The sequence below is a fragment of the Lyngbya aestuarii BL J genome, assembly GCF_000478195.2.
GTDB classification, from domain to species: domain Bacteria; phylum Cyanobacteriota; class Cyanobacteriia; order Cyanobacteriales; family Microcoleaceae; genus Capilliphycus; species Capilliphycus aestuarii.
The window spans coordinates 32,414-44,207 of sequence record NZ_AUZM01000019.1 but is presented as its reverse complement, the minus strand read 5'-3'; the positions used below and the strand labels follow the sequence as shown (position 1 = coordinate 44,207).

The window sequence follows — 11,794 nt, the reverse complement described above, 5'->3', positions numbered from 1 at the left end:
TACCGGAAGATATCCAACGAATGTAATAACTTTTTCTTGATAAAAAATTGCCTTATTTCCTGACTGTAAAAAACCTCCACCCCGAATTAGAGATGGAGATTTACAATAGAGTTTGTGAGTCCAAATCCTGAGAAAAATTATGCGGGTGAGATTATTTTTTTCCGCTGATTTGTTCCCAGAATGCTTGAAATTCTTGAGACAGTTCTTGACGGTTGGAAGCCCGCAACAAATACCGATAGATAAACCAAGCCGAATATCCCATACCAATCAACTCAAATGTTGGTGCGAGTAAAGGAATATCATTAAGCGCATCAATCACCGCAAACAATACTCTGAGAGACACAATGGCTGCTATAATCAGCAAAATTGTGATGATCGGTTTTTGGTATTCCTCAAAGAAACCAGAGACATAAGCCGGAAATTCAGCGAGAACTTCAAGAACTTTGGCTTTGATTTCCTCAAACTGAGTTGTCGTTGTCTGTTCTTCGAGTGCAGCTTGCGTCAAGGGATCAGCAGGTGTCGTGTTGACATTGACAGAAGTTGGGGTTGTTGTGCTTTCTACTTTAGGATCGGGCATATTCGCCTCCTGAGATGACATCAAAACATCATGATAAACCAGCAGAATCATTCTCCTGCTAGCAGTAGAGACAAGAGTAGCAGTCTTTTAGCTGTCATTGCTACTTATTTTCGTTAATTGTAAACTTCTCAAATGGGACATCAGTATAATGACCTATTGAAAAATCAAGATCGGCTCAATAATCTAACGGTAAGCCACAGCTTTCCAACACCGAGGAATCTTGCAGCAATTGTTCTGTGGGCATATCTACCCTAATTTTACCCTGTTGTAGCACCATTGCCCGTTGGGTAACTCTCCTAACCCAATTGAGATCGTGAGAAGCAATTAACAGCACTTGTACGGGTAACTCGGGTAAAATCTCGGCGAGATGACGACGCCACCAGGGATCAAGGCCGTTGGTTGGTTCATCTAAAATCAAAATAGAAGGGTTTAAAGCTAATATTGCGGCTAACGCGGCTAACCGTTTTTGTCCCCCGGAAAGTTCATGTACAGGACGGTTAGTTACATCTGCAAGTCCAAAGTCTGCTAAGAGTTCCTGGGCTTGTTCAGTGGCTTCTTCTGGAGAAACTCCGTAGTTACAAGGCCCAAAAATCACATCTTCTAAAATAGTGGGCATAAAAAGCTGATCATTGGGTTCTTGAAAACCAAACCCAATTTGACGCCGCACTTCAAATAAATTTTTTTGTTCTAGAGAAATTCCTTGAATCCAAATTTTGCCGGAGTTGGGTTGTTTTAACCCAACTAAATTTTCCATTAAGGTACTTTTTCCGGTTCCGGTTTTCCCTAAAAGGGCGATTTGTTCTCCCGGCTTTAGTGTCAAGGAAATTTCCTCTAAAATAGGATTTTGATTGGGATAACTAAACACTAAATCTTCAACAATAATTCCATTTTTATCAACCAAATCTGTTGAAGAAGAATTAATTTGTTCGGGTGTTGTCTGGCTCAAAGTTCGATAGTCCTCTCAATGAAATGATTACCAATAATTTATAATAAAAACTCTAATCCAATTAGTCCAATAGCGATTGCTAATGTAATGATTAATGCGATCACACTGTAAACATCTATGGAACGTTTTGATTGGGGAGATTTCATCGAAGTGCCATAGCCCCGTAGTTGCATCGCTTTATAAATCTCCTGAGATTGTTGATAGCTACGAACTAGCAAACTTCCAGCTAAAGCGGCATAAACTTGTAAATTTCGCCAACTGAATTGAGTCGGTTTAAAGCCTCGTAGTCGGGTAGATCGTTGCATGGTATTGAGTTGATAAGCCAGTTCAAATAAATAGCGATAGGATAATAACATCATATCGGCTAAAATCGGAGATAAACCTAGCGATCGCATTGCTTTAATCAAGTTTAAAAATGAACTTGTCCCAAACAGAACTAAACCCGTGATAAAAATCGCCAGAAACCGACAAACAATTAAGACAACAGCTAAAAGTCCCTCTTGTCGTAATGTAATAATTCCCCATTGCCAGATCACCGTTTCACCTGAAAAAAAAGGTAAGATGGCGACAACTGTAAATAGAAAAATCCCCGGATAGCGTAACCGAGTCAGTAAAAAAGAGAGCGGCAATCGTGACAAAAGATATAAAATAATAGTGAGGGTAGAGATCACTGGAAGTAAACGCAAATCCTCAACGGTAGCAAATGCAAACATTAAAGTTAATAATCCGATCAGTTTATACTGCGGATTCCAACGATGAATCGGTGATTTGAGGTGTGCATACTCATCCAGTGCAAATCTCATGCTTTATCCTAACTGGGTAAAAGTTCGGGTTTAACCCGTTGTAAAAAACTAACCACCATCGCTGTAAAAATCCCTTCAATTCCCATTAACGGAATATGAGCCAACATTAGTCCAAAAATTGCAGTTTGTTCAGTTTGAGCGTCAAAATCTGAAGGAATATTTGTAATCGTGAGTCCAAAAAATAATAAAGCAGCAATTCCTAACCCTGTTGCTCCTGCAAAAAATCCGAAAAGATTGAGGGACACATGGGGTTTAAGTCGGTGTCCAATACTGTAACGGAATTGAAAAATTTGAGCCGCAATAATTGCCGGAACACCCATAATAACCGCATTAATTCCTAATGTTGTCAGCCCTCCATGTCCAAACATAACGGCTTGAAATAATAAACCAATTAAGATCGCTGGAAACGCATAACAGCCTAACACAGCACCTAACAAACCATTCAGAACAAAATGAACACTCGCCGGAGGAATGGGAATATGAATACTAGAGGAGACAAAAAATGCAGCTGTTAATAATGCCGCTTTTGGGACTCCTTCTGTTGGATTCTTTTGTTTATTAATTTCCCTCAAAGAATACCACGTCGCCAAACCGGCGATCGCATATCCTCCTATCAAAACCTTAGCCGGGAGAATTCCCTCTGAAATGTGCATGAGATTAAACTATCAATTTGTTTAGCACTCTAATTTTAATTCAGCCTTCAGACTCTTGTTGTCTCACATTGGACGTATTTTTATCCGATGAATGATTGAAGTTAAACTTAGAGAAAAACAGAGCTGTTCCTACACATCCCCAGAGAACTGATCCGATCATTATCCCTTTCTGAATTGGACTTAACCCTTGACTGGTTTGGGAATAAAAAGAAGTCTGATTATTTTGATTGTCTGGGGGTAAAGAAGCAGAAACTTGAGCATTATTTGTCTCGGTTCCCACTGGAATACTCGTTAAACCTCCATGTCCGGCTCGTCGAACTTTCACTTCCCAATATCCGGTTTTTGAGGGATCAGGTGTGAACACAAAATTACCTTGTTCGTCCGTTGTTCCCTGCTTCCAAGGTGTTGTCGGGTCATCGGGTGAATAAACGGTAACTTGAGCATTTTCTAAGGGTGTACCCGTATCATATTTGGCATTAATCTCAATAGCTTGACTGGCACTATGTTCAATTTGAACGCCATGAGCTAAGACTTTTTCTGACCACCCTAAACTTGAACCTAAACTCGAAAATAGCACTAGCCCCAGAATTAATTTACCTTTCATATTCATTCTCGCCTGCGTTTTGTTTTCTCAATAAGCTTAGACTTGCATCTTTGTTTTTTTGTGCTGTTCAATCGGAATTCCTCAATTTATTTCAGCTTTTACTCACGTTTCTCAATTCTTTTGAGCAGTCAGTTGGGTTTCTTTACAGTGACCTTCACCGACATGACCCAAACTCGGCAATACTGCAATTAAAGTCTGATATTCTTCTGAAGAAAGTTGTTGTTCTAAGGTGGCTAAATCGGCATCTAATGAACCCCCTTGAGCCGCTTCTGCTAAGGGTTCAAATCCTAACGCACCTGTGTTAATCTCATCTTCTGGGGGAGCTTCTCCATCTCCAAATAAATGATCAAAGTGGAAAGTCGCTTCTAATTGTGCCGTTTCTCCCGGTTGCAGAATGCCTTTACGCTCATCTCCGACAAAATCTCCACAAACAAAAGCTAATTCTTGGTCAAATTTCAGCGTAAAAGGTACCGTTTGACCATCTTTGGTGGCCGTACCTTGCAGAACCATAGTGTACCCTTCAGCAGGCCCGGTTTCGGCTTGATCCATCTCCCAAGATAGAGCGTTGTATCGCCCCGGAGGTGCCGGAACTTCGTTAACAAAAATCGTTTCCGCATCCTCTGGCCCTGCGGCTAAGTCAACGGTTTTGTCAACCACTAAACTAATGGTTTGTTTGGCTTGGGGGTCGCCGCCTGCTTCTGCATCGTAGGGGGTAAAGGTTTCGTAAGCTTTGGCGTCTGAAAAGTTGACATAAATATGATCGAAATTGACTTGCCAACCGTCTTTGGTGACAAAACCCTGGCGAACAAAATCTTCTCCATTGGCCCGAAATTGCATTGTACCGACTTCGCCTGTAGGAGGCAAAGTTTCCGGAGCAGATCCGATTTGAGTTTGTTCAGCTTCTGGAGTCTGTGTTTGAGAACAACCCCAAAGGACTCCTGATACTAAAAAGATGAGACTTCCAAAGGTTACTAACTGTTTTTTCATCCCTGATGCCAGATTACGAACGTTCTTAACTATAGGAAACAAGTTTAGGTAAAACTTGACAATCCCCTCTAGGGGCATTTTCAAGAATTATTGACTAAAACTCTTGAATATTTTAAACATTAATATCAAGAATTGCCACTCAAAGGATTTTTTTCATAAAAATAGCTCAGAAATTTACTTTTTTCTGAGTACAAGTTAAAATAACTTCTATTTTTTAATCAGCTACTGCTACTTTTTGATACTGATATCTATTCAGAATAGCTTTGAGTCTCTTTCACTCTCTCCAAAGGGGGGTCGTGCGACTAGACTCATTTCTTGAGTTCGAGATCACAGCGACTGATAACCCCCCCAGTTAAGACGATGAGTGTTCATCTGCGTGTCATCACAGAGCGTTTACAGGCTTGTTAACCAACTGACAATTCCTTGTCCAGTCACTGCTTCTAAACTAATTAAGGAGACAAACCCAATCATTGCTAAACGTCCATTCAGCTTCTCGGCGTACTGAGTGAAGCCTGTTTTGGGGGTGTCATCAACATACATTTTCGGTTCAACTGCAAAATTGTTCAGACGACCACCTTCTTCGACGCTATAACCACGAGTTGTCATATTTTTCTCCTAAAATTTTTTCTATCTGTATCTAAATGTAACATATTATAAACTTTTGTAAAGTAGTTTGACATAATTTTTTTTTTATAGTAAGCTGTATGGTTAGCCTGATTTACAGTGATCAAAAATCTCAAGCAACAAATGTCCTGAAAGTGGAGTTATCCTAGAAATATAATTCATCTTTTCCAGTTCAGTAAACTCAAGTCGCACAATGAACACAAACCAACCAGGGCATTGTTCTCTCAACCCTAAATCAGCGTTACAAGAGGAGGAAGAATCCCTCGAATCTAAAGCCTCTCCCACAATTATTACCCTAGCTGTTGTGTTGCTGATGAGTGCATCGACAACGTTATCAATAGTTTCTGGAAACTATACTTCCCCGAAGCTAGAAGATCTCGAAACATTTTCTCTCTCCAAAGAGCCGGCTAAACCGAATGTAAAGACACCTTCTTCAGCAAAGGTAGACATCCCTAAAAAAAATACGGAAGCAGAGGTAGACATCCCTAAAAAAATTACGGATTCTGCTCAGTCAAATCGTTTAGAACGGCAGCTTTTTCAAACTCTAGATCAAACCTGGACAATTCCAGTTACTCAAACTTCTATTTATATCGTTCGTGTTGATGAAACTGGAGCGATCACCGCTTATGCTCCCATTAACACAATTGCCCAAGATAATCTGGAAAATACACCGCTTCCGGAATTAATTCAACCCGATAGTCTGGCTGGTTCAGAAAATGCGACGGTTAATTTTGCTGAATTTGAAGTAATTTTCAGTGACACTGGGATACTAGAGGTTCAACCTCGTAATCTTCAACAAGACAAATACTTTTAATTTTATTCACAGAATAGAACTCTGAAGCATTTCTAATCATTTTAAAATTTAAGACTTTTTGGAAAAGCCTATGCAAGCGACAACCGCAAGCAAAACAGAGGCTTTTCTTATTTTTTTTGAATATAATTTGAGATTTTTTATAGATAATCATAATCTAATTTGAACCTAGAAATAATTAACTTTGATCAATCTCTGTCAACGAATATCCTCCCCCCTCCCATTGCGGAAAATTAGATTCTCATCTAAAGTATCAAAGTTAAATTGCAATAAATAGAAAATTAATTCGCCGTCAAGATTGGTGAGTCACCTTTCTTGAAAGATCGGAAGTTGTCAATTTTATCGGTGTGAGGAAAAGATGTTAAAACAGGTGTGCAATGCTCTAGCCTTGAGTCAGAGCGTTTTAATTTCGTGTTCACTCGGAACGTTTTCTGCGATCGCAGTTGAGTTACAATCCGAGCAAGAGATAATATCTGACGCTTCAGATGAAAGAACAAGAAAAGTTGATTTTGCAACAAACTATCAACTATCAGATTTAGATCAATCTTTTGCTCAAGTTCCAGTTAACCCTCACAATGGTTTTGGAGAAGTTGAACCCGACTCGGTTGAGGGAGAGTCTCAAACTCAACTCAATCAATACTTTCAAGAAGGGCGAAATTCCCGCAAAAAGCAGCAAGTTACATCGGTTTCCCAACTGTCTGATGTTCAACCGACAGACTGGGCCTTTCAAGCCTTACAATCTTTAGTTGAGCGTTATGGTTGTATCGCCGGATATCCAGACGGAACCTATAAAGGAAATCGAGCCTTAACCCGTTACGAATTCGCCGCAGGGATAAACGCTTGTTTAGAACGAATTAACGAGCTGATTAACGCCTCTACCGCCGATTTAGTCACCCGAGAAGACTTAGCTAAATTACAACGGTTAATGGAAGAATTCGCCGCAGAATTGGCAGCATTACGGGGAAGAGTTACTGTTTTAGAAGCCCGAAGTGCGGAACTCGAAGCCAATCAATTTTCAACAACCACAAAACTTGCAGGTGAAGTCATTTTTTGGATCTCCGATACATTTGGCGATCGCGCCCAGTATACCATAGCAGGCGGGCCGAATGTTGAAGATAATGATGATCCGACACAAGCCTTTTTCGGGTATCGGGTACGTTTAGATTTTGAAACCAGTTTTACAGGCGAAGATTTACTAATAACCCGGCTACAAGCTTCTGATGTTAATGATTTAACTTCACCCGAACTCACGAATACTTTGATGACGATTCCAAGTGTAGATGATGGCGTGAGTGATGGGTTTGAACTCGATGATTTATTTTATGTATTTCCCGTTTTAGGAGGAAAAGGAGAAGTTTATTTTGGAGCAAAAAGTCTCGATCTAGATGATGTTCAAGATCCCCTGAGTCCTATCTCTGAGGAAACAACAGGAGTTATTTCTGCCTTTGCTCGTTATAATCCGACAACGTTTAGAGGCCCCCAAGGAACGGGAGCTGCGTTGAAATATACATTTAATGATCAGTTCCAATTAAATGTTAGTTATTTAGCCAATGATGCGGCAAATCCCGAGGAAGGATTCGGTTGATTTAATGGGGCGTTTAATGCGAGCGCTCAATTGATTTATCAACCTACTGAAAATTTAGTCTTTGCGGTTGATTATAACCGTAGATACTTTAATCCTGATGAAGTTTTTGTTGGGGGTGGAACAGGGAGTTTTATCGCAAATAAACCCTTTGGAGATAGTGCGACAACAAGCGATAACTTAGGCTTTCAGTTTAACTGGCGAGTGTTTGATAATTTTGAATTTGGGGGTTGGTTTGGTTCGACTTGGGCTGATCAAAAACAGGGCGGAGACGATAATGCAACTGTCATTAACTGGGCGACAACGCTAGCATTTCCTGACTTATTAAAAGAGGGAGATATGCTCGGGGTTGTAGTGGGAATGCCACCCAAAGTCGTTGATCACAGTATTGATGATTTAGAAGAAGATGATGATACTTCAATTCACATTGAGACCTTTTATCGGTTTCAAATCAATGAATATATTGGCATTACACCCGGATTTTATCTCATCACTGATCCCGAGCATGATAGTCGCAATGACACTATTTTTGTCGGAGTATTACGAACTTTGTTTCAGTTTTAAAACCTGAATCCAGCATAATTTTAGGGGGTGTAAGTGCTACACCCCGACAACTGAATTTGAAAATAATCTTTCTAGCAATTTTCGGAGCAAAAAGGTTTACGCATTTCTTGCTTGTTGAGAATTCTCAATCTCAAATTTTTGTGCAAAGCTCCCACTCGTTGGAGAGAGATACCCAGCTTTTCGGCAATTTCTTTATGCTTCAGCCCTTGCTGTAGCAGATCATAAACCTCTTGTTCTCTGGGTGTGAGTTCAATTCTACGATGTCCTTGCATAATTCTTTTTCCACTCGATACTACTATTGTTATCCGTTTTTGGGCAAATGGCTACCGGGAAAATACTGAAATGTGGAAGTATTTTTAGTAACTTATAAATCATTGGAATAAAAACTTTCCAACGTTGGAAAAGCATCTCTCCTGTAACTTTTGTCGGATTAAGTAGAATTATCAATAAAAAAACCCTAATTTTTCGGTATTACTCGTCAGTATAATTCCTCCATCATCTCAAAAAAAAGGTGTCCTTCCGCTAAAAGGATGGAAAATACCCTTCAGTTTTGATCACAATTGCAGGAGTCGAAGCCACTTACTCACTCACTTCATGTACCAGAAAGCTTCACATTCTTCTTTTATCGGGGCTTGGAAATACCATCTTCCAACGCCAGGTAAGATTCAAAATAGTTACAGGAGAAATTGAGATGACAACCTACAACATTCAAATGATTGATGGTGTTTTACAAATTGGGTTCGGAGATCCAGCCCAAAACGACCAAATAGTGCGGGATGCAGCAGCGCGTTTAGAGGAAATGTCGAAAACCGGAGAACTGAAAGGCGGGGAATTGTTGAGGGTTAATGACCCTTGTAGTCTGCCTGTTGCGATGACTCTCGCCCACAAAGTTAGTCATTTATTCGGCGCTGTTGGGGTGTTTGACCCAAAAATGGGAAAATACGTCATTTCCATTACTCATAATCCAAATTATAAACTGGGAGATTGTATTGATTAAAGTTGGGTTTGACAAAAAGTAATATAATGTACTACAGTTTTCAATGGTATTAAGAAAAAATCAATGAAAATTTTTGTGTGTGGGCCATATCATTCGAGAAAATCTTGTTTGCGAGAGGGGTTAAAACAGGCAATTATGCGATCGCATAGAATGGGTCAGGCTCCTTATCCTCTATTTATTACAGCCTGTCCTGACGGGGAAGGTTCATGGTTTGCACCAACCTTTAAACGAGGGAAAGATGTCTCTCAGCGTCCAATGGTTCAGAAGTTATCAGAGGTGTTAGTCAGATTGAGTCAGGAGATTTAGATACAGAGACTCGCTCTCGTTTTAATCGTTTATTGTTTTAGGAAAATGAGTTATGGAATCTCAAGATATTGCTTTACAAGTAATGCAAGAAGCTGTATTAGTTTTAGCCAAATGGGTAGGCTTACCTGATCAGTTTCCGACTATCCAAGAATATTCAGTAGTTACAAGAGCGAAAATAATTCTTTCATGGACAGACAACGAACCTAGCTGTTTGCGTTTATTATTCGATTTTGTCGAACTTTCACAAGGTCAAGCAAAAGAATATTATTGTCCTGTCGGTAAAATCGCAGATTCTGATCCTTATATTCCCTATCCAGTAGAAGAAAAACCCAACCTAGCTCACTATAAAGAAGATATAAAAACAGCTTTAGAAAAGCTACAACCAGAAGACTGGAATAACTTGTCCCTGCTGACTTTATTTATCGAAAAATACGGGTCATGTTTGAGCTTTTGTGAGCCAGATATTGCGTTAATTGATATGGCGCGATCAACGGCTGCGGTTGCTTGTGCGATTGGCTCGGCCAGTGACGCTACTGCGTCAATCGCTCCCGATCTTAAATCAGAAAAAATTTGCTTAGTTGCGGGTGATTTGTCAGGAATTCAAAAGTTTATTTATACGATTTCCTCCGATGGCGCGTTGAAGTCTTTGAGAGCCAGAAGTTTCTATTTAGAATTAGTTGCAGAGGAAATTGTACAGCAGCTTTTGGAAAAATTAAAGTTACCTAGAACCAGTGTGATTTATGCGGGTGGGGGAAATTTATATATATTAGCTCCAGCAGAAAAAACTGAAGATACAATTAAAGAAGTTAAGGATGAGTTTAATGAATGGCTACTCGAGCATTTTCAAGGAAAAATATTTTTAGCACTTGCTGCATCAGAATGTTTTACTGCGGAAGATGTTAAAACCCAAAAATTTGGTGAACATTGGAATAAAGTCATCAAAAAAGTAAATATACAAAAAAATCGTAAGTTTGATTTAAAAATTGATAAGTTATTAGAGGAAAAACCCAGTTATTTACCTTGTAAAGTTTGTCATCGAGATGATACAACCGATTTAGAACGTTTGAATCCTCAAGAGCCTGATTCTGTTGATGCTTGTCCAATTTGCCGAGAGATGTTTCAGTTGGGAGGTAAGCTGTTAAAAGTTGAAGCAATAATTCGGTCTAAAGAGAAGAAAATTAAAGGAGGAGATACTAAACCTATTACCTTTGAATTTAACACGGAAACAGTTTATTATCATATTTTCGATCAATGGAAAACAATCATCAATAATCCAGATACAACTTTATTAGTTAATGATTGGACAATTGAACATTATCAGTTTCGCCACTTCTGCAAAGTTTCACCTTTGTTTTTAGGTGATTATGCACAGCAGAGTTTAAAAGAAGAAGAACTTGACCAAACTATGCGTGCAGGTGAGTTTGCAGAAAAAGCTAAAGGAATTAAGCGAGTTGGCTATTTAAAAATGGATGTAGACAAACTGGGTAATATTTTTGCTAAAGGTCTTAAGGAAAGGACAGTTCAAAATTTACCAAGAATTGCGGGACTGTCTCGCCTAATGACTTATTTCTTTAAAGTTTATCTGAATAGCTTGGCAAAAGATCGGCGTGCTAATTTACCCCAAGAAACAAAGAGTTTTAATGAAGGTTATCGACCAAATTTACTCTTTATTTATGCAGGAGGAGACGACTTATTTATTAGTGGGACTTGGAATGAAGTTGTCGAATTTAGTTTTGATGTTTATCAAGCATTTCGAGCCTATACAGGTCACAATCCAGATATCACTTTATCGGGAGGAATTAGCCTTGCTGACTATAAATTTCCTCTGTATCAAGCGGCTAATGAGTCGGGAGAAGCGGAAGAAAAAGCAAAAGGAAATGGTCGAGATAGTTTAGGATTATTTGGAGAGGTGTTTAAATGGGATGAATGGTTAGGGACTAATCCATCACAAGTTATTGATGAAGAAATCAGAAATTATCTAAGTTTAGATTTACCAAGTTTATTTGGTGTATTACCCTTTGTACAAAAGCTCTATAATATAGAGCAGAATTACTCGCGGAGTTTTGTGAGAAACTTACTCGCAACTGCACAACTCCAAAACCAAATAATCAAGGAAATTGAAAACAAACGCAAAAAAGAACTTTATTCAGGACAAAAGCAAGATATTCGCTATTATTTGCATTTACCAAAAGTTGCATATACTCTCGCAAGGCTTCCCAAAAAAGTGCTGGATGATGATAAATTCAGGAAGTCTTTAAAGAGTCCCTATAACGCTCCCTATTTTCAAGCGATCGCTACTTGGATAGAGTTATTAAACCGTCAACAAAATCAAGGTTAAAA

At 39.2% G+C, this 11,794-nt stretch carries 12 protein-coding genes and 1 pseudogene; 5 read left to right on the top strand and 8 right to left on the bottom strand.

All coding sequences use genetic code 11. The annotated features are described in order from the left end of the window. Positions 1–151: 151 nt before the first annotated feature. The 7 genes from M595_RS10320 to M595_RS10290 form a co-directional block, all read right to left on the bottom strand. Positions 152–577: a CAAD domain-containing protein gene (locus M595_RS10320; protein WP_238987052.1), complete on the bottom strand. Its 426-nt coding sequence runs from the start codon at positions 575–577 to the stop codon at positions 152–154. 175 nt (positions 578–752) lie between these two features. After that, complete coding sequence (locus M595_RS10315) at positions 753–1,523, bottom strand: energy-coupling factor ABC transporter ATP-binding protein (protein ID WP_023066186.1); 771 nt, start codon at positions 1,521–1,523, stop codon at positions 753–755. 38 nt (positions 1,524–1,561) lie between these two features. Next, positions 1,562–2,326, bottom strand: coding sequence for a cobalt ECF transporter T component CbiQ (gene cbiQ, locus M595_RS10310; protein ID WP_023066159.1), 765 nt, complete (start codon positions 2,324–2,326; stop codon positions 1,562–1,564). Positions 2,327–2,334: 8 nt separating this feature from the next. After that, positions 2,335–2,979 carry a cobalt transporter CbiM gene (gene cbiM, locus M595_RS10305; RefSeq protein ID WP_023066101.1) on the bottom strand — a complete coding sequence of 215 codons (645 nt, stop codon included), beginning with the start codon at positions 2,977–2,979 and terminating at the stop codon, positions 2,335–2,337. Between the two features lie 40 nt (positions 2,980–3,019). After that, positions 3,020–3,583, bottom strand: a complete 564-nt coding sequence (locus tag M595_RS10300; RefSeq protein WP_023066126.1) for a carboxypeptidase-like regulatory domain-containing protein — start codon at positions 3,581–3,583, stop codon at positions 3,020–3,022. A gap of 111 nt (positions 3,584–3,694) precedes the next feature. Then, the gene (locus tag M595_RS10295; RefSeq protein WP_023066155.1) at positions 3,695–4,570 is read right to left on the bottom strand and encodes a hypothetical protein; all 876 of its coding nucleotides are present in this window, start codon (positions 4,568–4,570) and stop codon (positions 3,695–3,697) included. Between the two features lie 393 nt (positions 4,571–4,963). Beyond that, a complete protein-coding gene (locus M595_RS10290) occupies positions 4,964–5,176 on the bottom strand; it encodes a CAB/ELIP/HLIP family chlorophyll-binding protein (RefSeq protein ID WP_023066165.1) in 213 nt (70 codons plus the stop codon). 211 nt (positions 5,177–5,387) lie between these two features. On the opposite strand from M595_RS10290, the gene M595_RS10285 reads away from it, so the two are divergent. Then, a complete protein-coding gene (locus tag M595_RS10285; RefSeq protein ID WP_023066116.1) occupies positions 5,388–6,008 on the top strand; it encodes a hypothetical protein in 621 nt (206 codons plus the stop codon). A 355-nt stretch (positions 6,009–6,363) separates the two neighbouring features. Next, positions 6,364–8,151 (top strand): annotated as a pseudogene (locus tag M595_RS10280) (iron uptake porin). Between the two features lie 71 nt (positions 8,152–8,222). Here M595_RS10280 and M595_RS10275 read toward each other — a convergent pair. Continuing rightward, positions 8,223–8,423, bottom strand: coding sequence for a LuxR C-terminal-related transcriptional regulator (locus M595_RS10275; protein ID WP_023066111.1), 201 nt, complete (start codon positions 8,421–8,423; stop codon positions 8,223–8,225). 419 nt (positions 8,424–8,842) lie between these two features. On the opposite strand from M595_RS10275, the gene M595_RS10270 reads away from it, so the two are divergent. The 3 genes from M595_RS10270 to cas10 all read left to right on the top strand — a co-directional run bounded on the left by M595_RS10270 (position 8,843) and on the right by cas10 (position 11,792). Next, a complete protein-coding gene (locus tag M595_RS10270; RefSeq protein WP_023066187.1) occupies positions 8,843–9,148 on the top strand; it encodes a CRISPR-associated protein Csx3 in 306 nt (101 codons plus the stop codon). Positions 9,149–9,211: 63 nt separating this feature from the next. Continuing rightward, complete coding sequence (locus tag M595_RS31550) at positions 9,212–9,454, top strand: hypothetical protein (RefSeq protein ID WP_152983557.1); 243 nt, start codon at positions 9,212–9,214, stop codon at positions 9,452–9,454. A gap of 52 nt (positions 9,455–9,506) precedes the next feature. After that, on the top strand, positions 9,507–11,792 hold the full coding sequence (gene cas10, locus M595_RS10265; RefSeq protein ID WP_023066149.1) for a type III-A CRISPR-associated protein Cas10/Csm1: 2,286 nt from the start codon (positions 9,507–9,509) through the stop codon (positions 11,790–11,792). Positions 11,793–11,794: the final 2 nt, after the last annotated feature.

Bases quoted from the DNA above. Each gene is read 5' to 3' on its own strand.
- M595_RS10320 (WP_238987052.1), bottom strand. From the start codon at position 577: ATGCCCGATCCTAAAGTAGAAAGCACAACAACCCCAACTTCTGTCAAT.
- cas10 (WP_023066149.1), top strand. From the start codon at position 9,507: ATGGAATCTCAAGATATTGCTTTACAAGTAATGCAAGAAGCTGTATTA.
- M595_RS10295 (WP_023066155.1), bottom strand. From the start codon at position 4,570: ATGAAAAAACAGTTAGTAACCTTTGGAAGTCTCATCTTTTTAGTATCA.
- cbiM (WP_023066101.1), bottom strand. From the start codon at position 2,979: ATGCACATTTCAGAGGGAATTCTCCCGGCTAAGGTTTTGATAGGAGGA.
- M595_RS31550 (WP_152983557.1), top strand. From the start codon at position 9,212: ATGAAAATTTTTGTGTGTGGGCCATATCATTCGAGAAAATCTTGTTTG.
- M595_RS10270 (WP_023066187.1), top strand. From the start codon at position 8,843: ATGACAACCTACAACATTCAAATGATTGATGGTGTTTTACAAATTGGG.
- M595_RS10285 (WP_023066116.1), top strand. From the start codon at position 5,388: ATGAACACAAACCAACCAGGGCATTGTTCTCTCAACCCTAAATCAGCG.
- cbiQ (WP_023066159.1), bottom strand. From the start codon at position 2,326: ATGAGATTTGCACTGGATGAGTATGCACACCTCAAATCACCGATTCAT.
- M595_RS10275 (WP_023066111.1), bottom strand. From the start codon at position 8,423: ATGCAAGGACATCGTAGAATTGAACTCACACCCAGAGAACAAGAGGTT.
- M595_RS10300 (WP_023066126.1), bottom strand. From the start codon at position 3,583: ATGAAAGGTAAATTAATTCTGGGGCTAGTGCTATTTTCGAGTTTAGGT.
- M595_RS10290 (WP_023066165.1), bottom strand. From the start codon at position 5,176: ATGACAACTCGTGGTTATAGCGTCGAAGAAGGTGGTCGTCTGAACAAT.